Raw genomic sequence first — 23,438 nt, 5'->3', positions numbered from 1 at the left:
TGATTGTCAATTGAGAAAGAGAACTAATGCTCCGTAAAGGTGCGAATCGAGAACTGCGACACACCGCCACACCCCGGCCCCCGTTGGCGATCCTGCCCGCTGACTAATTATTTGCAGACGTCATCCGTTCTCATTGGTGAATGGCTTCGGGCGCACAGCCCCGGCCAGACAGCATTCCGCAAGCCTTGCGCGGTCGGCACAGACCACGCCCTGCACGCCCTCGACCGGCGTGACGCAGCCCCTCGATTCCACTAGCAAGCCGAATTCAGGCAGGAAACCTCATGACCGACGCGTTCGAACTCCCCAGCACTCTGGTCCAAGCCCTCCAGCGCCGAGCGGCACACACGCCGGAGCGCCTGGCCCTGCGCTTTCTCGCCGAAACCGAGGAGCAGGGCGTGGTGCTCAGTTACCGCGAACTGGATCAACGCGCGCGCACCATTGCTGCCGCATTGCAGGCCCAGGCTGAGTTCGGTGATCGCGCGGTGCTGCTGTTCCCCAGCGGCGCGGATTACGTCGCGGCGTTTTTCGGTTGCCTGTACGCCGGGGTGATCGCGGTGCCGGCTTATCCGCCGGAGTCCGCCCGTCGTCATCATCAGGAACGCCTGCTGTCGATCATTGCCGATGCCGAACCGCGTTTGCTGCTGACCAGCGCCGACCTGCGCGATGCCTTGCAACACATCGAAGGCGCGCCGCCGTTGCTGTGCGTCGATACGCTCGACAACACGCTGGCCGAGTCCTGGATTGAGCCGACCCTGCCGCAGGACCACATCGCCTTTCTGCAATACACCTCCGGTTCTACCGCGCTGCCCAAAGGCGTGCAGGTCAGCCACGGCAATCTGGTGGCCAACGAGCTGCTGATTCGCCACGGTTTCGGCATCGACGTAAACCCCGACGACGTGATCGTCAGCTGGCTGCCGCTGTACCACGACATGGGCCTGATCGGCGGATTGCTGCAGCCGATTTTCAGCGGCGTGCCGTGCATCCTGATGTCGCCGGCGTACTTCCTCGGTCGTCCGTTGCGCTGGCTTGAAGCGATTAGCCAATACGGCGGCACCATCAGCGGCGGGCCGGATTTCGCCTATCGCTTGTGCAGCGAGCGGGTCAGCGAATCGGCGCTGGAACGACTCGACCTGAGCCGCTGGCGCGTAGCCTATTCCGGTTCCGAACCGATCCGTCTCGATACCCTCGAGCGCTTCGCCGAGAAGTTCACCGCGTGCGGCTTCAGCGAAGACAGCTTCATGGCCTCCTATGGTTTGGCCGAAGCGACGCTGTTTGTTGCCGGCACACCGCGTGGCACCGGTATTCCTGCGTTACGCGTGGACGATCAAGCGCTGGCGCAAAATCGTGCCGAGCCGGGCGACGGCAGTGCGATCATGAGTTGTGGCATCAGCCAGCCCGATCACGCGGTGCTGATTGCCGACCCGGTCACGCTCAAAGAACGAGCCGACAACCTCGTCGGTGAAGTCTGGGCCGCCGGGCCGAGCATCGCTCACGGCTACTGGCGCAACCCCGAGGCCAGCGCCAAGACCTTTGTCCAGCACGCCGGGCAGACCTGGCTGCGCACTGGCGATCTGGGCTTCATCCGCGACGGTGAACTGTTCATCACCGGGCGCCTGAAAGACATGCTGATCGTGCGCGGTCACAACCTCTATCCGCAGGACATCGAGCAAACCGTCGAGCGTGAAGTGGAAGTGGTGCGCAAAGGTCGCGTCGCGGCATTCGCGGTCAATCAGGGCGGTGAAGAAGGCATTGGCATCGCGGCGGAAATCAGCCGCAGCGTGCAGAAAATCCTGCCGCCCGAAGCGCTGATCAAAGCCATTCGCCAAGCGGTGGCCGAGGCCTGTCAGGAAGCGCCGAGCGTGGTGGTGCTGCTCAACCCCGGCGCATTGCCGAAGACGTCCAGCGGCAAGCTGCAACGCTCGGCGTGCCCCACGCGTCTGGCCGATGGCAGCCTTGACAGCTACGCGGTGTTCCCGTCCGCCGAGGTGCAAAATACCGAATCGACCCTGGCGGCTTCCGAGCTGGAAGCCCTGATCGGCAAGCTCTGGGCCGAGCAACTCAATCTCAAACAGGTCAACGCCGACGACCACTTCTTCCTGCTCGGCGGCAACTCGATTGCAGCAACTCAAGTGATCGCCAAGGTGCGCGAAGAACTGGGCCTGGAGCTGAACCTGCGTCTGCTGTTCGAGGCGCCGATCCTGTCCGCATTCGCCGCTGCCGTGGCGCAACAGCAACAGGACGGCGGCAGCGCCCAAGGCGAAATCACCCCGTTGTCGCGCACTGAAGCACTGCCGCAATCGCTGGCGCAAAACCGGCTGTGGATCACTTGGCAACTCGACCCGCACAGCAGCGCCTACAACATTCCCGGTGCCCTGCGTCTGCGTGGCGAGCTGGACGAGGACGCGGTGCGCGCCAGCTTCCAGCAACTGATCGAACGCCACGAATCGCTGCGCACGCGCTTTTTCGAGCGTGACGGTGTGGCGCTGCAACAGGTCGAGGCGGCGCCTGAATTCAATCTGCAACTGATTGACCTCAGCGACTTGCCAGTGCACGAGCGTGAAGCCCGCGCGCAACAGATCCGCGAAGACGAAGCACGCACACAATTCGACTTGGAAAAAGGCCCACTGCTGTGGGTGACGCTGGTGCGCCTCGACGACGAAGATCACCAGTTGCTGGTGACGCTGCACCACATCATCGCCGACGGCTGGTCGCTGAACGTGCTGATCGATGAATTCTCGCGCCTGTACGCCGCGGCATCCCAAGGCCAGCGCGCCGAACTTGCGCCGCTGCCCACTCAATACGCCGACTACGGCAGCTGGCAGCGCGAATGGCTGGCGCAAGGCGAGGGCGAGCGGCAACTGGCGTACTGGAAAGCCCAACTGGGCAACGACCATCCGGTGCTGGAACTGGCCACCGATCACCCGCGCTCGGCCAGACAATTGCACAGCGCCGCGCGCCACAGCGTGCGCCTCGGCGTGAGCCTCAGCGACGCGATCAAGCAGACTGCGCAGGCGCATCAATCGACGCCATTCATGCTGTTGCTCTCAGCGTTCCAGAGCCTGCTGCACCGCTACAGCGGTCAACGCGATATCCGCATCGGCATCCCAAATGCCAACCGTCCGCGCCTGGAAACCCAGGGCCTGATCGGCTTCTTCATCAACACCCAGGTACTGCGTGCCGAGGTTGATTCGCGGCAGTCGTTTGGCGAGTTGCTGGCGCAGACCCGCGAGGCTGCGCTGGGGGCTCAGGCCCATCAGGATCTGCCGTTCGAACAACTGCTCGAAGCGTTCCCGCAGGCTCGCGAACAGGGACTGTTCCAGGTCATGTTCAACCACCAGCAGCGCGACCTGAGTGCGCTCAAGCGTCTGCCGGGCCTGCTCGCCGAAGAACTGCCGTGGCACAGCCGCGAAGCCAAGTTCGACCTGCAACTGCACAGCGAAGAGGATCGCAACGGGCGCCTGACCTTGTCCTTCGACTACGCCGATGAACTGTTCGAGGCGGCGACCATCGAGCGTCTGGCCGAACATTTCAGCAACCTGCTGCGCGCCGTCTGCGAGCAACCGCAGCAGGCGATCGGCGACCTGCCATTGCTGACGCCGTGCGAGCACGAACAGCAACAAGCATGGAGCATCGCCCCCTGCACCCCGGCGCAACACTGGCTGCCGGAACTGCTCAACGAACAGGCGCGGCAGACCCCGGAACGCACCGCGCTGGTGTGGGACGGAGGTAGCCTCGACTTCGCCGAATTGCACGCCCAGGCCAACCGCCTCGCGCACTACCTGCGCGACAAAGGTGTCGGCCCGGACGCGTGCGTGGCAATCGCTGCCGAGCGTTCGCCGCAACTGCTGATCGGCCTGCTGGCGATCATCAAGGCCGGTGGCGCTTACGTGCCGCTGGATCCGGATTACCCGGCCGAACGTCTGGCCTACATGCTCCGCGACAGCGGCGTCGAACTGTTGTTGACCCAGACTGCATTGCTCGAACGTCTGCCGGCCAGTGACGGCGTCAGCGTGATCGCCATGGACGCGTTGCACCTGGAAAACTGGCCGAGCCAGGCACCGGGTCTGCACCTGCACGGCGACAACCTCGCTTACGTGATTTATACCTCCGGCTCCACCGGGCAACCGAAAGGCGTCGGCAACACCCACGCCGCATTGGCCGAACGGCTGCAGTGGATGCAGGACAGCTATCGCCTGAATGACAGCGACGTGCTGATGCAAAAGGCGCCGATCAGTTTCGACGTATCGGTGTGGGAATGCTTCTGGCCGCTGATCACTGGCGCGCGTCTGCTGATCGCCGACCCCGGTGAACACCGCGATCCGCATCGTATCGCGCAGCTTGTTCAAGAATATGGCGTGACCACGCTGCACTTCGTACCACCGCTGCTTTCGCTGTTCATCGACGAGCCGCTGAGCGCCGAATGCACCAGCCTGCGTCGGGTGTTCTCCGGCGGTGAAGCGCTGCCGGCGGAACTGCGCAACCGCGTGCTGGCGCAACTGCCGGCGGTGCAACTGCACAACCGTTACGGCCCGACCGAAACCGCGATCAACGTCACTCACTGGCACTGCACCACGGCCGATGGCGAGCGCTCGCCGATTGGCCGGCCGCTGGGCAACGTGATCTGCCGCGTGCTCGACGCCGAGCTCAATCCTGTGCCGGCCGGTGTACCGGGTGAACTGTGCATCAGTGGCATCGGTCTGGCCCGGGGTTACCTTGGTCGTCCGGCACTGACGGCCGAGCGCTTTGTGGTCGACCCGTTGGGCGAGCAGGGCGCGCGTCTGTACCGCACCGGTGACCGTGCTCGCTGGAGCGCTGACGGCGTGATCGAATACCTCGGGCGTCTCGATCAGCAGGTCAAACTGCGCGGCTTCCGCGTCGAGCCGGAAGAAATCGAAGCGCGGCTGCTGGCGCAAAACGGCGTCGCCCAGGCCGTGGTGCTGGTGCGCGAAACCGTGGCCGGCGCGCAATTGATCGGCTACTTCACCGCTGTCGATGCGAGCGAAGATCAGCACGTGCAGATCGCCCGCCTGAAAACCGCGGTGGCCGCCGAGCTGCCGGAATACATGGTCCCGGCGCAACTGATGCGTCTGGATGCAATGCCCCTGAGCCCGAGCGGCAAACTTGACCGTCGCGCCTTGCCTGAGCCGCAGTGGCAAGTGCGTGAACACGTCGAACCGGTCACTGAGCTGGAGCAACAGATCGCCGCGATCTGGCGTGAAGTGCTGGGTCTGCCACGGATCGGTCTGCGCGACGATTTCTTCGCCCTTGGCGGGCACTCGTTGCTGGCCACACAAATCATCTCGCGCAGCCGTCAGGCCTGTGACGTCGAGTTGCCGCTGCGCGCCTTGTTCGAACACAGCGAACTCGGTGATTTCGCCGAACAGATCCGCCTGATCCAGGCCAGCGGCCAGACCAACCAACAGCCGCCGATTGCCAAAGTCGACCGCCGCCAGGCGGTGCCGCTGTCCTATTCGCAACAACGCATGTGGTTCCTCTGGCAGATGGAGCCGGACAGCCCGGCGTACAACGTCGGCGGCATGGCGCGCCTGCGCGGCGTGTTGCACGTCGAGCATTTCGAGGCGGCGTTGCAGGCGTTGATTCTGCGCCACGAAACCCTGCGCACCACATTCCCGAGCGTCGATGGCGTGGCCCGTCAGCAGGTGCATGCCGAGACCGGGGTGCGCATGGGCTGGAAGGATTTCTCGAAACTGCCGGCTGACCAGCGCGAACAGAACGTCCAGCAACTGGCCGACGAAGAAGCGCATCTGCCGTTCGACCTGGAAAGCGGCCCGCTGCTGCGCGCCTGCCTGGTCAAGACCGCCGAGCATGAGCACTACTTCGTGCTGACCCTGCACCACATCGTCACCGAAGGCTGGGCGATGGACATTTTTGCCCGCGAACTCAGCGCGCTGTACGAAGCCTTCGTCGATGAACGCGACTCGCCTCTGGAAGCGTTGCCGGTGCAGTACCTCGATTACAGCGTCTGGCAGCGGCAGTGGCTGGAGTCCGGCGAACGTCAGCGCCAACTCGACTACTGGACCGCGCAACTCGGTCGCGAACATCCGTTGCTGGAACTGCCCGGGGACCGTCCGCGGCCACCGGTGCAAAGCCATCAGGGTGAACTGTTCCGTTTCGACCTCAGTGATGACCTCGCCGCCCGCGTCCGAGCGTTCAATGCGCAAAACGGTCTGACCCTGTTCATGACCATGACCGCCGCGCTCGCCACCTTGCTCTACCGCTACAGCGGCCAGACCGACCTGCGCATCGGCGCGCCGGTGGCCAACCGGATCCGCCCGGAAAGCGAAGGGCTGATCGGCGCATTCCTCAACACTCAGGTGCTGCGTTGCCAGCTCGATGGGCAGATGTCGGTGGGTGAGTTGTTCGAGCAAGTGCGCCACACCGTGATCGAAGGCCAGTCGCATCAGGACCTGCCGTTCGATCATCTGGTCGAAGCGCTGCAACCGCCACGCAGTGCGGCGTACAACCCGTTGTTCCAGGTGATGTGCAACGTGCAGCGCTGGGAGTTCCAGCAGAGCCGCATGCTCGCCGGGATGACCGTCGAGTACCTGGCCAACGATGCGCGGGCGACCAAGTTCGACCTCAACCTGGAAGTCACCGACCTCGACCATCGTCTCGGTTGCTGCCTGACCTACAGCACCGATCTGTTCGATGAACCGACCATTGCGCGCATGGCCAAACATTGGCGCAATCTGCTGGAAGCGCTGATCGCCGATCCGCAACAGCGTCTGAGCCAGTTGCCGCTGCTCGACCCGACGGAGCAGCAACACCTGCTCGACAGCCTCGGTGTCGAACCGGGCGAACGGCGTCTCGATCAATGCATCCATCATCTGTTCGCCGAGCAGGCGCTGGCGCGCAAAGACGCGCCTGCGCTGACGTTCGCTGGGCAGACGTTGAGCTACGCCGAACTCGATGCCCGCGCCAATCGTCTGGCCTGGGCCCTGCGCGAGCGTGGGGTCGGTCCGCAGGTGCGGGTCGGTCTGGCGCTGGAGCGCTCGCTGGAAATGGTCGTCGGCCTGCTGGCGATTCTCAAGGCCGGTGGCGCTTATGTGCCGCTGGACCCGGAATACCCGCTCGACCGTCTGCATTACATGATCGAAGACAGCCGCATCGGTCTGCTGCTCAGCGACCGGGCGATGTTCAACGCCCTTGGCGATTTGCCGTCGAGCGTGGCGCGCTGGTGCCTGGAGGATGACAGCGCGGCACTGGCCGATCACCCAGCCAGCGAGCTGCCATTCATCAGCCTGCCGCAGCATCAGGCCTATCTGATTTACACCTCGGGTTCGACCGGCCAGCCGAAAGGCGTGGTGGTGTCGCACGGTGAAATCGCCATGCATTGCCAGGCGGTGATCGAGCGTTTCGGCATGCGTCCGGACGACTGCGAACTGCACTTCTATTCGATCAACTTCGACGCCGCCACCGAGCGTCTGCTGGTACCGCTGCTCAGCGGCGCGCAGGTGGTTTTGCGAGCGCAAGGGCAGTGGGATGCGGAAGAAATCTGCGGGTTGATCCGCACCCACCGGATCAATGTGCTCGGCTTCACCCCGAGCTACGGCAGCCAGCTGGCGCAGTTCCTCGCCACGCAGAATGAAACTCTGCCGGTGCGGATGATCATCACCGGCGGCGAAGCGCTGACCGGCGAGCACTTGCAACGGATTCGCGCCGCGTTCAAACCGAGTCTGTTCTTCAACGCCTATGGCCCGACTGAAACCGTGGTCATGCCGCTCGCCAGTCTTGCGCCAGAGGTCTTGGAAGAGGGCGCCGGCAGCGTGCCGATCGGCAGCGTGATCGGTGACCGTGTGGCGTACATTCTTGATGCCGATCTGGCGTTGGTACCGCAAGGCGCGACCGGTGAGTTGTTCGTCGGCGGCGCCGGTCTGGCGCAGGGGTATCACGACCGTCCGGGCATCAGCGCCGAGCGTTTCGTGGCTGACCCGTTTGCCGCCGATGGCGGGCGCATGTACCGCACCGGCGATCTGGTGCGCCAGCGTGCCGACGGGCTGGTGGAATATCTGGGGCGGATCGACCATCAGGTGAAAATCCGTGGTTTCCGGATCGAGTTGGGCGAGATCGAAACCCGTCTGCTCGATCACCACTCGATCCGCGAAGCGGTGGTGCTGGCGCTGGATGCGCCGAGCGGCAAGCAACTGGTGGGCTACCTGGTCAGCGATGTCGCCGAACAAAGCGAAACCCACCAGGCCGAGTTGCGCGAAGCACTGAAGTCACACCTCAAGGCGCAACTGCCGGATTACATGGTGCCGACGCACCTGATCCTGCTGGCGAGCATGCCGCTGACCGCCAACGGCAAACTCGACCGCCGCGCCTTGCCGGCGCCGGATCCCGAGCTGAATCGTCAGCACTACGTCGCCCCGAGCAGCGAGTTGGAGCAGACCCTGGCACAGATCTGGTGCGAGGTGCTCAACGTCAAACAGGTCGGTCTCAATGACAACTTCTTTGAGCTCGGTGGCGACTCGATCCTGTCGATTCAGGTGGTCAGCCGGGCGCGGCAGCAAGGCATTCATTTCAGCCCGCGGGATCTGTTCCAGCATCAGACGGTGCAGACCCTGGCTGCAGTCGCCAGCCGCAGCGAGCAAGTCACTGCCGAGCAGGGGCTGGTGGTCGGCGAGTCGCCCATGACGCCGATTCAGCACTGGTTCTTCGACACTGATATTCCTGAGCGTCAGCACTGGAACCAGGCGCTGCTGCTGGAGCCGAGCGTGGCGCTGGAACCGCATCGTCTGGAACAGGCGCTGCTGACGGTGATCGAGCAGCACGACGCCCTGCGTCTGCGTTTCACCCAGGTCAACGATCAATGGCAGGCCACGCATCAACCGGTGTCCGACGCCGAGGTGTTGTGGCAGGTGCGGGTGGCGGCGATGGACAAGTGCGCAGCGCTGTTTGCCGATGCCCAGCGCAGTCTCGATCTGCAAACCGGCCCGCTGCTGCGCGCCTTGCTGGTGGACGGGCCCGAAGGTCAGCAACGCCTGTTCATTGCGATCCATCACCTGGTGGTCGACGGTGTGTCGTGGCGCGTGCTGCTTGACGATCTGCAAACCGTGTATCGCCAGCTCGACGCCGAACAGTCGGTACAACTGCCGGCGAAAACCAGTGCCTTCAAGGATTGGGCAGCACGTTTGCAGGCCTATGCCGGCAGCGAATCGTTGCGTGAGGAACTGAACTGGTGGCAAACCCAACTGGCCGGGCCGAACGCCGAGCTGCCGTGCGAAAACCCGCAGGGCGGACAGCAGAATCGTCACGCGCAAACCGTCAGCGTACGCCTGGATGCCGAGCGTACCCGACAATTGCTGCAGCAGACGCCGCGCGCCTATCGCACGCAAGTCAACGATCTGCTGCTGACCGCGCTGGCCCGCGTGCTGTGCCGCTGGAGCGGGCAGCCGTCGGCATTGATCCAACTGGAAGGCCACGGCCGCGAAACCCTGTTCGACGAGATCGACCTGACCCGCACCGTCGGTTGGTTCACCAGCGCCTATCCGTTGCGCCTGACCCCGCACAACATCGAAGAGGCCGCTGGGCAGGGCGCTTCGATCAAGGCGATCAAGGAGCAACTGCGCGCGGTGCCGCACAAAGGCCTCGGTTATGGCGTGCTGCGTTATCTGGCCGATGACCTCAGCCAGCGCAGCATGGCGGCGTTGCCGAATGCTCCGGTGACCTTCAACTACCTCGGCCAGTTCGACCAGAGTTTCGCCAGTGATGCGCTGTTCCGTCCGTTGGATGAGCCGGTCGGTGCAGCCCACGATCCGCAGGCGCCGCTGCCCAACGAGCTGAGCATCGACAGTCAGGTGTATGGCGGTGAACTGTTGCTGCGCTGGACCTTCAGCGCCGAACGTTATGACGCGCAGACCATCAATGACCTGGCCGACGCTTACCTCGGCGAGCTGCAAAGTCTGATCGAACATTGCCTGCAGGACGAAGCCGGCGGCCTGACACCGTCGGACTTCCCGCTGGCGAAACTGACCCAGGCGCAACTCGATGCCCTGCCGGTGCCAGCGGCGCAGATCGAAGACGTCTATCCGCTGACGCCGATGCAGGAAGGCATGTTGCTGCATACCTTGCTTGAGCCGGGCACCGGTCTGTACTACATGCAGGATCGCTACCGCATCAACAGCGAGCTGGATTCCGAGCGTTTCGCCCAGGCCTGGCAAGCGGTGGTCGCCCGTCATGAAGCGTTGCGTGCATCGTTCTGCTGGAACGTCGGCGAAGACATGCTGCAAGTGATCCACACGCCGGGGCGCACGCCGATCGAGTACCTGGACTGGAGCGCCGTTGCCGAGGACGAGCAAGAGCCGAAGCTGCAGGCGCTGCTCAAAAGCGAGCGTGAGGCCGGGTTCGATCTGCTTAATCAGGCACCGTTCCACTTGCGTTTGATCAAGGTCGGCGCGGCGCGTTACTGGTTCATGATGAGCAACCACCACATCCTCATCGATGCCTGGTGTCGTTCGCTGCTGATGAACGATTTCTTCGAGATCTACACTGCTCTCGGTGAAGGTCGCGAAGCACAATTGTCGGTGCCGCCGCGTTACCGCGACTACATCGGCTGGCTGCAACGCCAGAGCCTGGCCGAGGCGCGCCAGTGGTGGCAGCAGAACCTGCAAGGTTTCGAGCGCACCACGCCGATCCCGAGCGACCGGCCGTTCCTGCGTGAACATGCGGGCGAAAGCGGCGGCATGATCGTTGGCGACCGCTACACGCGATTGAATGTCGAGGACGGCGCCCGTCTGCGCGAGCTGGCCCAGGCCCATCAACTGACCATCAACACCTTCGCCCAGGCGGCATGGGCCTTGGTGCTGCGACGCCTGAGCGGTGATCGCGACGTGCTGTTCGGCGTGACCGTGGCCGGGCGCCCGGTGGAGTTGCCGGAGATGCAACGCACCGTCGGCCTGTTCATCAACAGCATCGCGCTGCGGGTGCAGATCCCGGCGGACGACCAACGCGCCAGCGTGCGGCAGTGGTTGAGCGGACTGCTCGACAGCAACATGCAACTGCGCGAGTACGAATACTTGCCGCTGGTGAGCATTCAGGAACAGAGCGAACTGCCGAAAGGCCAGCCGCTGTTCGACAGTCTGTTTGTGTTCGAGAACGCGCCGGTGGAAGTCTCGGTGCTGGACCGTGCGCAGAGCCTCAACGCGACATCGGACTCCGGTCGTACCCACACCAACTTCCCGCTGACGGCGGTGTGCTACCCGGGCGATGACCTCGGTCTGCATCTGTCGTATGACCAGCGTTACTTCGACGAATCGACCATCGAGCGCATGCTCGGCGAGTTCAAGCGCCTGCTGCTGGCGCTGGTCGATGGTTTCCACGGCGACATGGCCGACTTGCCGCTGCTGGGCTTTGATGAGCAGGAATTCCTGCTGCACGGCTGCAACCAGAGCGCCCACGATTATCCGCTGGAGCACAGCTACGTGGCGCTGTTCGAAGCACAGGTCGCGGCGTATCCGCAGCGCATCGCCGCCACTTGCCTCGACCAGCAACTGAGCTATGCCGAGCTGAACCAGAACGCCAACCGCCTCGGCCATGCACTGGTCGCCGCCGGGGTGCAGTTGGATCAACCGGTAGCGTTGCTGGCCGAACGTAATCTGGATCTTTTGGGGATGATCATCGGCAGCTTCAAGGCCGGTGCCGGTTACCTGCCGCTGGATCCGGGCCTGCCGAGCCAGCGTCTGCAGCGGATCATCGAGCTGAGCCGCACGCCAGTGCTGGTGTGCAGCGAAGCCTGCCGCCAACAGGCGCAGACTTTGCTCGATGAGTTCAGCTGCGCCAACCGTCCTCGGCTGTTGGTCTGGGAAGACGTGCAGGCGCTGGCGACATCGCTGCAGAACCCGGGAATCTACAGTGGCCCGGACAACCTGGCCTACGTGATCTACACCTCAGGTTCGACCGGGTTGCCGAAAGGCGTGATGGTCGAGCAGCGCGGCATGCTCAACAACCAGCTGAGCAAGGTGCCGTATCTGCAACTGACGGACGCCGACGTGATCGCTCAGACCGCCTCGCAAAGCTTCGATATTTCGGTCTGGCAGTTCCTCGCCGCGCCGTTGTTTGGCGCGCGGGTGGACATCGTGCCGAACGTCATCGCCCACGATCCGCAAGGCTTGCTGGTGCATGTGCAAGCGCAGGGCATCACCGTGCTGGAGAGCGTGCCGTCGCTGATTCAGGGCATGCTCGCCTCGGAACGCCTGAGCCTCGACGGCCTGCGCTGGATGCTGCCGACCGGTGAAGCGATGCCGCCGGAACTGGCGCACCAATGGCTGCTGCGTTATCCGGACATCGGTCTGGTCAACGCTTACGGCCCGGCGGAATGCTCCGATGACGTGGCGTTCTTCCGCGTCGACCTGGCCTCGACTCGCGGCAGCTATTTGCCGATCGGTACGCCGACCGACAACAACTTGCTGTACCTGGTCGATGGCGCGCTGGAACTGGTGCCGCTGGGCGCGGTGGGTGAGTTGTGCGTGGCCGGGACCGGCGTCGGTCGCGGTTACGTCAGCGATCCGTTGCGCACCGCGCCGGTGTTTGTGCCGAACCCGTTCGGCGCGCCGGGCGAGCGTCTGTATCGCACCGGAGACCTCGCGCGGCGGCGCAGTGACGGGGTGCTGGAGTACGTCGGCCGGGTTGACCATCAGGTGAAGATTCGCGGTTACCGCATCGAACTGGGTGAAATCGAAGCGCGTCTGCACGAACAACCGGAAGTCCGCGATGCGGCGGTCGGCGTGCAAGAGGGGGCGAACGGCAAGCACCTGGTCGGCTATCTGGTCGCGGCGGATTCGGCGCTCAACCCGAGCGAACGTCTGGAGCGGATCAAGCAACGCCTGCGCAGCGAACTGCCGGAATACATGGTGCCGCTGCACTGGTTGTTGCTCGATCAGCTGCCGCACAACGCCAACGGCAAACTCGACCGCAAGGCCTTGCCGGCGCTGGAGATCGGCCAGTTGCAGAGCGAGGATTACCTGGCCCCGCGCAACGAACTGGAGCAGACCCTGGCCGACATCTGGGCCGAAGTGCTCAAGGTCGACAAGGTCGGGGTACGCGACAACTTCTTCGAGCTGGGCGGGCATTCGTTGCTGGCCACGCAGATCGCCTCGCGGGTGCAGAAAACCCTGCAACGCGATGTGCCGCTGCGAGCGATGTTCGAGTGCAGCACGGTGCAGGAACTGGCCGAGTACATCGAAGGCCTGGCGGCGAGTGACATGACCGAGGACAGGGTGGATCGCTTGAATGATCTGATGGCGGAGCTGGAAGGCTTGTAAATCTTCAGCGCCTGTTCCGGCCCCATCGCTGGCAAGCCAGCTCCCACACGTTTCATGGTGAGCACATAATTTGTGTACACATTCGATCACTGTGGGAGCTGGCTTGCCAGCGATGGCGTCAGTGCATTCAACACCGATAAACCGGCATATTCACGTACATATCCAGGGTTGACGATCAACAACCGGCAGCTCAGTCTGCCGGTTCTCTTTTTCATCGCGGGGGTGGTCGATGCCTTTCTTCACGGTTGACGGACAAGCGCTGCACTACATTGATCAAGGCACCGGCCCGGCCGTGTTGCTGGCGGGCAGTTATCTGTGGGACACGGCCATGTGGGCGCCGCAGATCGCTGCACTGTCACCGCACTATCGGGTGATTGCGCTGGATTTGTGGGGCCATGGTGAGTCCGGGCGTTTACCCTCAGGCACCACGTCGCTGGATGACATCGCGCGGCAGGTCGAGGCCTTGCTCGATCATCTGGGTATCGACCGGGTCACGTTGATCGGACTGTCTGTCGGCGGTATATGGGGCGTACGCCTGGCCTTGTCGGCACCGCAGCGGCTCAATGGCCTGGTGCTGATGGATACGTACGTTGGCGTGGAGCCGGAACCCACCCGCCAGTACTACTTTTCGCTGTTCAAGCAAATCGAGGAAAGCGGCGAGATCTCCGAACAATTACTCGACATCGTGGTACCGATCTTCTTCCGCCCGGGCATCGATCCGCAGTCGGCGCTGTATCAGGACTTCCGCGCGAAACTGGCGGCGTACACCGCGGATCGCCTGCGCGAAAGCATCGTGCCCATGGGGCGTATCACCTTCAGTCGGGATGACCTGCTGCCGCGTCTGGGCGAATTGAATGCCGCAACCACGCTGGTGCTGTGCGGCGATCAGGACAAACCGCGACCGCCGTCCGAAGCACAGGAAATGGCCGAATTGATCGGCTGCCCGTGGGTGCTGGTGCCGGAGGCGGGGCATATCTCCAGTCTGGAGAATCCGCAGTTTGTTACTGAGGTGTTGTTCGCCTTCCTGGCTGAGCGACATTGAAAAAGATCGCAGCCTGCGGCAGCTCCTACAGAAAACGCGTTCCNGAGCTGCCGCAGGCTGCGATCTCTTGATCTGGCTTATTTCGGCCCGAGAATTTTCGCCAGTTTCTCCGGCGAAGGCGCACCTTGCTGCTGTTGCAGCTCACCCTTGTCATCCATGTAGAAAATCGCCGGCGTCGCCTGCAGTTCGAGGTCTTCCATCAATTGCATGTTGGCGGCGAGTTTGGTCTGCACCGCTTTTGGAATGTCTTTCAAGGGCTTGAGGGTGCTGGCCTTGCCGGCTTTCTCATGGTCTTCCAGGGCTTTGGCCGGATCTTTCGCAGCCAGCAGGGCGGCGGATTTCGCCGGGCTGTCTTCGCGGATGATCCCGACCATGATATGCCGCAGTTGCACCTTGCCGGCCTTGACCCATGGCCGCGCCTGTTCCCAGAACATGTTGCAGTACGGGCAGTTCGGATCGCTGAACAGGTACACGGTACGCGGCGCATCCTTGTCGCCGTCCTGAATCCAGTTGCTGGCTTCGAACTTGCCCCAGATTTCCTTGGCCATCGGCGCGTAGACCAGTTTTTGCAGCGGTTCGCTGCTCAAGTCCTTGCCGTCGGCGTCGTACAGATTGCCGAGCAACACATGCTGGCCGTCCGGCGTCAGGTACAGCGCCATGCCACGGTTCTGGTACTGCGCCGCATAGCCGCGCAAGCCGTCCGGGGCGTCGAACTGGCCGACGATTTTTGCGCCCTTGGCTTCGATCTGCTTGATCGCGGCGGGCAATTCTTCGGCAGCCTGCACCGACGGCAGGTGCAGCAGGGCAGTGCCCAGGGTCAGCGTCAGCAGGTGGCGGAGGCGGGGCATGGCAGTTTCCTTGCAGAGGTGGCCGGTGCGGCGGTTGGATTCGGGGTGTCGAAGTTTTCCAGGGCGCGGGCCAGACTGGCGTTCGACAGTTCGCCCAGATGGCTGCTCAGCAAGCGACCGTCAGGGCTATAGAACAGCGTAGTTGGCAGTGCCATGGAACCCACGGCCTGGCCGAGTCGACCGCTGCGGTCGAACAGCACGTTGTTCAGGCTCAGGCCCTGGGTTTCCAGGAAGGTGGCAACGCTTTGCATGCTTTCGGCCTGATTGACGAACAGAAAGGTCAGGTCCGGGCGTTGTTGTTGCGCATTTTCCAGCACTGGCATCTCGCGCCGGCACGGCGGGCACCAGGTTGCCCACAGGTTGATCACCAGCGGGCCGCCCTGATAGTCGCTGAGCTGGATGGTCTCGCCGGCGGCGTTGCGCAGGGTGATGTCCGGCAGGCGCGTGCCTTGTTCGTAGATATTCAGTGACAGGGTCGCCAACAGCCAGAACACTACACCACTGGCCACGCCAAAACCCAGTGGCCGACGCAGCCCCGGGCGACGCCAGCCGCGATAGAGAGCGGCGAGCAGCAGCACGATCACCCCCGGCCAGGCGAGGAAACCACCGTCGCGCAGGTCGATGATCTGCCACGGATCGTTGCGATAGTGGCCCCAGTACAGGGCGACAAATGCCACGCGCGCCGCGAGCATGCCCAGCAGGAACAGGCTGAACAGCGCCGACTCGGGGTTATCGCCACCACGCTTGGCCACCCGCCAGCCGACAAAGGTCGCCAGCGCCAAGGCACTGATCAGCAACAGGTGGTTGAGCGCGATGGCAAAGGTGCCGAGGGTGAACGTCAGCATTTAATTGGCGTCTCGGGTGGTGGTCCAGCGTTGCAGGAACGTCTCGGCATCGACTTCGCCGGTAATGCGCTGGCTGCGCCGCTCTTCGCCGTCGGTGCCGATCCAGACAAAACTCGGTGGCCCCGGGACTTTGTAGCGGCCGAGCAGCTCGCGGCTGGCGGCATTGTCGGCAGTGACGTCGAGGCGCAGCAGGCGCACATCGCTCAGCGCCTGCATGACCTTGTCCTTGCCAAACACCTGTTTCTCCATGACCTTGCACGACACGCACCAGTCGGCGTAGTAATCGAGCAGCACCCATTGGCCCTGAGCCTTGGCGCTATCCAGTTCGCGCTGCAGGGCTGCCGGATCCTTGATCGTGGTGAACGCGTCATGCCCGCTCGGCGTGGTGCTGGCGACCCGGCCAGCGCTGTACACCTGCAACGGTTGATACGGGTCGTCACTGCCGCCAGCGGCACCGATCAGCAACAGACTGCCCCACAGACCGAGCAGCAACGAACTGGCGCCGAACACCTGGGCGACGCGGCCGAAGCCTTCCGATTGCTTCCAGGCGCAGAACGCCGCGATCAGCAGCAGCGCGCCGCACAGGCCCAGCCACAGCGACGAGTCCAGCACCGGGCGCAACATCAGCAACGCAGTCGCGAGGAACAGGAAGCCGAAGATGCCCTTGAGCAGGTTCATCCATGCCCCGGGTTTGGGCAGGAAGCGGTTGCCGACGGTCACCAACAGCAACAGCGGTACACCGATGCCGATGCCCAGCGCGAACAGGATCAAGCCACCGTGCAGCGCATTACCGCTCTGCGCGATGTACAGCAAGGCGCCGGCCAGCGGTGCGGTCATGCACGGGCCGACCAGCAGACCGGACAACGCGCCGAGCACTCCGGCGCCGATCAGGCTGCCGCCGTTACGGCTGCGCGAAGCGTGTTCGAGGCGATCACGCAAGGCCACCGGCAATTGCAATTCGAAGAAGCCGAACATCGGCAGCGCCAACACCACGAAAATCGTCGCAAAGGCACCCAGCAGCCACGGATTTTGCAGCCACGCCTGCAGGTTGGCGCCGAGCAACGAGGCGATCACACCCATCGCGGCATACACCAGCGCCATGCAGATCACATAGCTGCTGGCCAGGGCGAAACCACGACGCGGGGTGGCGCCGCTGCCGACAATCATGCCCGCCAGAATCGGCAGCATCGGCAATGAACACGGGGTAAACGCCAGCAGCAGGCCGAGGCCGAAGAACACCAGCAGGCTCCAGCCCAGCGCCCGTTGTTGCAGGCTGCTGGCCAAGGCTTGATCCGGCGCTTCAGCACTGGCCGTTGGTGTTGCTTTGCCGCCCAGGTCAATGACCCGGGTCTGCGGCGGATAACACAGGCCGGCATCGGCGCAGCCCTGATAGCTGACCTTGATCTGACCGCTGGCCGAGGCCGGGACTTTCACCTCCAGCCCTTGGCGATACACCGGTTGTTCACCGAAGAATTCGTCACTGTGCGACTCGCCCTCGGGCAACGTCGGCTGCTGCTCTGCCGACAAACCGTCGAATTTCAGGCGTTTCTGGTACAGGTAATAGCCGTCCGTGATCTGCCAGAACAGTTGGGTTTCCCCGGATTCCAGGCGTTCGGAGGTCAGCACGAAGGCTTTGTCGACCGGCAGAAATTCCGGTTTGGTCTCGAATGGATTGTTCCCGGCCTGGGCCAGGCTGGAGATCAGCAGTGCAAACAAAAGAAAAAAATGACGCATGGAGGAGCCTTGTCCCTGTGCAAGTCTGGTGCACAGTGGCGGGTGGCGATTAACCGATGATTAACCGCCCCGCACGATGTCGGATGGGCGACCCGACGCCGATTCACTGGTGCCTGCGAGTGGCTCAGTCCTTCAGCAGTCCCGGCCAGGTTGAGTCGGAGATTGTATACGGGCCAAATACTTTTTTCGCGCTCTGTTCATAACGCAGGTAGCGGTTGTCGTTCAGGAAAACATAAAAGTAAGTGTCGAAGGTCGGGTAGTCATTGGTGACGGCTGTCATCATTTGGCTTTTATATTCTTCCAGCGATGCCCAGGGCGAACCTTTAAGAGGTAGTAGTTCCAGGGTCTTTGAGTATATTTCGTAGATCAGATAGTTTCCGTCATTTAACAAGAACCAGTAACTCTCTCTTTGCGCAGTGCTTTCAGCCCACATGACGCCAACGATTTTGTCGTAGTAAGGCAATATTTTTTCCCACTTTGATTTTGCGATGGGGGTTTTCGAGAGTGCCTTGTCGGATTGTTGGCTGAACTCACAAACGGAGGGTGTTGTTCCTTCGTCGTAGAACAGCCAGAGCGTGTCGACGCCACCGTTCCAGTGGGTGGTCGTCGTGGTAAAGCCAAAGCGCAAGTCTGCAGCGGTCTTGTCGAAGCCTTCCCATTTGCCATCCACCGGCTTGGGGAAGCCGGAAAGTACTTTGTTATCCTCGAAGTCGAAACGGGAATAACTGTTTTTCTCCGGGAAGAAGAAATAAATGCGGTCGGGGCCGGTGCGCCAGTCAACGGCTACGAAGTTTTTTGTAATGCTCATTCATGGTTCCTTTAATAGGTTGATTTATGTTTTTAAAGTTTTGATTAGTTGTATGTAACTTGCGAAAGCGAGATTAGTTTTTAGTTGTGGGTTTGTATAGTTTGAAGGTGTTGAATTTCATGTCGGCTAGTTTGTTTTTATGTTGATTGAGCCTTGTTCTTGCGCAAGTTGTCTGTTGGCAGTTTTGAGTCCGGACCCGGCGAACAAACGAGTCGCTGCCGTGTTGGTTGTCGCCCTGCCATAATTGCGGCTTAATCCTGTTCTGTTCGACTTGCCTTTTATTTCAGGGAACCACCATGCACGTACTGGTTTGCGAAGACGATGAGTTGATCGCCAGTGGCATCGTCGCCGGCCTGACAGCCCAAGGCTTGACGGTCGAGCACGTCAATACCGCCTCGAAAGCACGGGCGATGCTCAAGGTCGCCGAATTCGACGTGATGGTGCTCGATCTTGGCCTGCCCGACGAAGATGGCCTCAAGTTGCTGCAACAACTGCGTCAACAGGGCCTGGAAATTCCGGTGCTGATCCTGACTGCGCGCGATTCGGTGACCGACCGGGTCGACGGCCTGCAAGCCGGGGCTGACGATTACCTGCTCAAACCCTTCGATCTGCGTGAATTGTTCGCGCGCCTGCAAACCCTGCTGCGCCGGGTCGCCGGGCGTAGCGTCAACCTGATTGAGCACGGTGCGCTGACCTACGATCCAAGCAGCCGCGAAACCACTCTGGCCGGGCAACCGGTGGATTTGTCGCGCCGCGAGCAATCGCTGTTGCAGGCGCTGTTGCACAACCGTGGCCGGGTGTTGTCCACCGAGCAGTTGAAGGACAGCGTCTACGGCTTCAATGATGAACTGGAGAGCAACGCCCTCAACGTGCATATCCACCACCTGCGCAGCAAACTCGGCAAGGGCATCGTCGAAACCGTGCGCGGTCTGGGTTATCGCCTTGGGCCGGCCGATGGTGGAGAACAACAGAAGTGATGAGCCTGCGTCTGCGCCTGAGTCTGACCCTCGGCGCCGCGTTTGCCCTGATCTGGGCCCTGGCCGCGGCCTGGATGCTCAGCGACTTGCGCAATCAAATGATGTTTTCCCTCGATCAGCGGCTGGTGGCTTCGGCGCGCATGGTCGCCGGGCTGCTGGAGCAACTGCCGGCGCTGCCGAGCAAGGGCGAGGGCACCCATTTCAGCGCCGAACAATTGAACATTCCCGGCGGCATGGCGTGTCAGGTCAGTTCGTTGCGCGGGGAGATTCTCGCGCGTAGTCACAGCAGTCCCGAGCAAACCCTGGAAGCAGAAAAAATGGGCTTCCATGACCAGATGATCGATGGCGCGCCGTGGCGCAGTTTTACCCTCGCGCGAGGCGACGTGCGGATCACCACGGCTGATCGGCAGATTGAACGCGAAGCGCTGAACATGTCGATCCTGCTGGCGGCCTCGGTGCCGGTCGGCGTGGCGTTGCTCGGTTGTCTGTGCCTGTTGTGGCTGGGCATCGGCCAGGGCCTGGCGCCGCTCAATCGCCTGCGCGAAGCCTTGATGCGGCGTAACGCCGACTCGCTGGAACCGTTGCAGTTGCAGTCATTTCCCAGCGAACTGAAACCGTTGCTCGATACGCAGAACCAGCTGTTCCAGCGCATCGGCAAGACCATCGAGCGTGAACGCCGCCTGACCGGTGACGCCGCGCATGAACTGCGCAGCCCGCTGACCGCGATCAAGACCCACCTGCAAGTGGCGCGCATGACCGAAGGCAGTGCCCGCGATCAGTCGCTGGCGCGGGCCGAGGAGGGCGCCGACCGCATGCACCGCACGCTGGAGCAACTGCTGTTGCTGGCGCGGGTCGAGGGCAGTCTGTCGTTCGATGATGGCGTGCAGTGCAGCGCCGAGCAGGTGGCGAAACTGGCGATGCAGGATGCAGCGGGCGGTGAGCGTCAGCGCATCAAACTGCACTTGCCCAAGCAGCTCTCCAGTGCGCCGGTGCAAATGCCGGCGGTGCTGTCGATTGCCGCGTTGCGCAATCTGCTCGACAACGCCCTGCGCCATACCCCCGCGGACGCTGAGGTCGAGCTGAGCTTGGAAACCGTCGGCCAGCGCGCCCGTTTTGTGGTGCGCGACCACGGCCCGGGGATTGCGGCGCAAGATCTGCAGCATCTGACCCAACGCTTCTGGCGCAACGGCCAGAGCACCGGCTGCGGCCTCGGCCTGGCCATCGTCCAGGCTATCGTCCAGCGCTGCGCCTGCACCCTGCATTTCGACAGCCGCGCGGATGGGCTGCGCGTTGAGCTGACCATGCCGCTGCAGTCACTCTGAAAACACTTCCCCCCTGTAGGAGCTGCCGCAGGCTGCGATCTTTTGANTGATCTTGAAAAAATCAAAATCAAAAGATCGCAGCCTGCGGCAGCTCCTACAGGGGATTTGTGTTGGTCTACATCAAATGTAACTTCTCTCCATTAGTGATTCACAGCTCTCGACGCTAAGGTCGGGGCTGCTCTGACTCAATGGATTGAGGGAACGCGCCATGCAAGCACCGATCTGCATTCGTCCAGCGAAACCTGCCGACGCCGGCCTCATCAGTCGCATCATCGAGCGTTCGATTCGCGTCGGTTGTGCGCTGGAACACCGCAACGACCCGCAGCAGGTCAACCGCTGGATTGACCGGCAATCCGCCGACATCATCAGTGCGCGCCTTGCCGACTCGCATTGCTACCTGAACGTCGCCCTGCTACAGGACAAACCGGTGGGGGTCGGCATGGCCACAGCCAGCGGTGACATCGGCTTTTGCCATGTGCAGCCGGAATGGTTTCGCCGTGGCGCAGGACGTGCGCTGATGAGCGACTTGGAGGGCTGGCTGCGGATTCGTGGCGTGCCGCAGGCGTGCATCGCCAGCACCCGCAGTGGCGCGGCTTTTTATCGACATCTGGGCTATTGCGATTCGGCGCCACCCGCCAGCGATCAGGGCTTGCACCGCGTGACGCTGTACAAGCCGTTGGCATTGCCTGGCTGACAACTTGATCAAGGGTCTAAATCCTCGCCCCGCTTAAGCGTTTCCAGAACAGGAAAACCTGCATGTGCGCCCCGCGACCGGAACGCGCACCTGTGCGGTGTGCTGTTTTGGTCACTATCCATAGCGTATTGAGGGGTCGAGAGATGTCAGTCGCCACCAGCCTTATCGAAGAGTCGTCGGGGCGGATCACCGCCACGCCGGCGGAAACCCTGTACCAGTTCAACGAATCGCCGCTGCTGGCCCGGCAGAGCCAGCAGGAATCCAATGCCCGCAGCTACCCGCGACGCATTCCGCTGGCCCTCAAACGCGCCAAGGGCCTGTACGTCGAGGATGTCGAAGGGCGTACGTTCATTGACTGCCTGGCCGGTGCCGGCACGCTGGCCTTGGGGCACAACCACCCGGTGGTGATCGAGGCGATCCAGCAAGTGCTCGCCGATGAGCTGCCGCTGCACACCCTCGACCTGACCACGCCAGTGAAGGATCAGTTCGTCCAAGACCTGTTCGGTTTGCTGCCGCCGGCACTCGCGGCCGAAGCGAAAATCCAGTTCTGCGGCCCGACCGGCACCGATGCGGTGGAAGCCGCGCTGAAACTGGTACGCACCGCCACCGGGCGCAGCACGGTGCTGTCGTTCTCCGGCGGTTATCACGGCATGAGCCAGGGCGCCTTGAGCCTGATGGGCAGCCTGGGGCCGAAAAAGCCGCTGGGCGCCTTGCTCAGCAACGGTGTGCAGTTCATGCCGTTTCCGTACGACTACCGTTGCCCGTTCGGTCTCGGCGGCGCAGCCGGGATCAAAGCCAACCTGAGTTATCTGGAAAACCTGCTCAACGATCCTGAAGCCGGCGTGCAGTTGCCAGCAGCGGTGATTGTCGAGGCGGTGCAGGGCGAAGGCGGGGTGATTCCGGCTGATGTCGAGTGGCTGCGCGGTTTGCGCCGGATAACCGAGAAGGCTGGCGTGGCGCTGATCGTCGATGAGATCCAGAGCGGTTTCGCCCGTACCGGCAAAATGTTTGCCTTCGAACACGCCGGTATCGTCCCCGACGTGGTGGTGTTGTCCAAAGCCATCGGCGGCAGCCTGCCATTGGCGGTGGTGGTCTATCGCGACTGGCTCGACACCTGGCAGCCGGGTGCCCACGCTGGCACGTTCCGTGGCAATCAGATGGCGATGGCCGCCGGTTCCGCGGTAATGCGTTATCTGCTCGAACACAAGGTCTGCGAACACGCCGCCGCCATGGGTGAGCGCCTGGGCGAACACCTGCGCATCCTGCAACGCGACTTTCCGCAACTGGGCGACATTCGCGGGCGTGGCTTGATGCTCGGCGTCGAGCTGGTTGACCCGAATGGCGCACCGGATGCGCTCGGTCATCCACCCGCGTTCGCACGTCTGGCACCGCTGGTGCAGCGCGAATGCCTCAAGCGCGGGCTGATTCTCGAATTGGGCGGCCGGCATGGCGCGGTGGTGCGCTTCCTGCCGCCGCTGGTGATCACCGCCGCCGAAATCGACCGTGTCGCCGAGATCTTTGGCCGGGCCTTGGCCGCTGCCACTGCCGCTGAGTAAATTTTTCGCAGCGCCGGACGTTCTTTCTACATAACCGGCTGCACTCGGCTGCAGCCCACCCTCACAACGATGGAGAACCAGCATGACGTCAGTATTCGACCGCGAGGACATCCTCTTTCAGGTCGTGGTCAACCACGAAGAGCAATACTCGATCTGGCCGGATTACAAAGCCGTGCCGCAAGGCTGGCGCACCGTGGGCAAGAGCGGCCTGAAGAAGGAATGCCTGGCCTACATCGAAGAGGTCTGGACCGACATGCGTCCGCTGAGCCTGCGCCAGAAGATGGAAGGGCAGACGGCTGCTCAGTAATCTGACAGGTAAAAACAAACCCGCT

Annotated in this window: 11 protein-coding genes; 7 read left to right on the top strand and 4 right to left on the bottom strand. The window is 62.6% G+C overall.

What is annotated here, in order from left to right; translation table 11 throughout:
- Positions 1-281: 281 nt before the first annotated feature.
- Both ACTJKS_RS21385 and ACTJKS_RS21380 read left to right on the top strand, forming a co-directional pair.
- Positions 282-13,280 (top strand): non-ribosomal peptide synthetase, encoded by a 12,999-nt coding sequence (locus tag ACTJKS_RS21385; RefSeq protein ID WP_440828987.1) that lies wholly within the window; start codon positions 282-284, stop codon positions 13,278-13,280.
- Between the two features lie 229 nt (positions 13,281-13,509).
- The gene (locus tag ACTJKS_RS21380) at positions 13,510-14,322 is read left to right on the top strand and encodes an alpha/beta fold hydrolase (RefSeq protein ID WP_440828986.1); all 813 of its coding nucleotides are present in this window, start codon (positions 13,510-13,512) and stop codon (positions 14,320-14,322) included.
- A 77-nt stretch (positions 14,323-14,399) separates the two neighbouring features.
- On the opposite strand, the gene dsbG is transcribed toward ACTJKS_RS21380, so the two are convergent.
- The 4 genes from dsbG to ACTJKS_RS21360 all read right to left on the bottom strand — a co-directional run bounded on the left by dsbG (position 14,400) and on the right by ACTJKS_RS21360 (position 18,557).
- Positions 14,400-15,170, bottom strand: coding sequence for a thiol:disulfide interchange protein DsbG (gene dsbG / locus ACTJKS_RS21375; protein ID WP_262948426.1), 771 nt, complete (start codon positions 15,168-15,170; stop codon positions 14,400-14,402).
- Complete coding sequence (locus tag ACTJKS_RS21370) at positions 15,146-16,015, bottom strand: TlpA disulfide reductase family protein (RefSeq protein ID WP_095668688.1); 870 nt, start codon at positions 16,013-16,015, stop codon at positions 15,146-15,148. Before ACTJKS_RS21370 ends, dsbG begins: the two co-directional genes overlap by 25 nt.
- Positions 16,016-17,749: a protein-disulfide reductase DsbD gene (gene dsbD / locus ACTJKS_RS21365; RefSeq protein WP_262948423.1), complete on the bottom strand. Its 1,734-nt coding sequence runs from the start codon at positions 17,747-17,749 to the stop codon at positions 16,016-16,018.
- Positions 17,750-17,873: 124 nt separating this feature from the next.
- Complete coding sequence (locus tag ACTJKS_RS21360; protein ID WP_041069709.1) at positions 17,874-18,557, bottom strand: hypothetical protein; 684 nt, start codon at positions 18,555-18,557, stop codon at positions 17,874-17,876.
- Positions 18,558-18,853: 296 nt separating this feature from the next.
- On the opposite strand from ACTJKS_RS21360, the gene ACTJKS_RS21355 reads away from it, so the two are divergent.
- The 5 genes from ACTJKS_RS21355 to ACTJKS_RS21335 all read left to right on the top strand — a co-directional run bounded on the left by ACTJKS_RS21355 (position 18,854) and on the right by ACTJKS_RS21335 (position 23,413).
- Entirely contained in the window at positions 18,854-19,534 is a 681-nt protein-coding gene (locus tag ACTJKS_RS21355; protein ID WP_007969056.1) for a response regulator, read from the top strand.
- Positions 19,534-20,856: an ATP-binding protein gene (locus ACTJKS_RS21350; RefSeq protein ID WP_108183372.1), complete on the top strand. Its 1,323-nt coding sequence runs from the start codon at positions 19,534-19,536 to the stop codon at positions 20,854-20,856. Before ACTJKS_RS21355 ends, ACTJKS_RS21350 begins: the two co-directional genes overlap by 1 nt.
- A gap of 208 nt (positions 20,857-21,064) precedes the next feature.
- Positions 21,065-21,550: a GNAT family N-acetyltransferase gene (locus ACTJKS_RS21345; RefSeq protein ID WP_041069716.1), complete on the top strand. Its 486-nt coding sequence runs from the start codon at positions 21,065-21,067 to the stop codon at positions 21,548-21,550.
- Between the two features lie 143 nt (positions 21,551-21,693).
- Positions 21,694-23,106: an aspartate aminotransferase family protein gene (locus ACTJKS_RS21340; protein WP_262948418.1), complete on the top strand. Its 1,413-nt coding sequence runs from the start codon at positions 21,694-21,696 to the stop codon at positions 23,104-23,106.
- An 82-nt stretch (positions 23,107-23,188) separates the two neighbouring features.
- Complete coding sequence (locus tag ACTJKS_RS21335) at positions 23,189-23,413, top strand: MbtH family protein (RefSeq protein ID WP_047295362.1); 225 nt, start codon at positions 23,189-23,191, stop codon at positions 23,411-23,413.
- The last annotated feature ends 25 nt before the right edge of the window (positions 23,414-23,438 follow it).

The organism is Pseudomonas sp. 22189 (assembly GCF_052045635.1).
In the GTDB taxonomy this organism is placed as follows: Bacteria; Pseudomonadota; Gammaproteobacteria; order Pseudomonadales; family Pseudomonadaceae; genus Aquipseudomonas; species Aquipseudomonas parakoreensis.
This window is presented reverse-complemented; position numbering and strand designations above follow the sequence as displayed.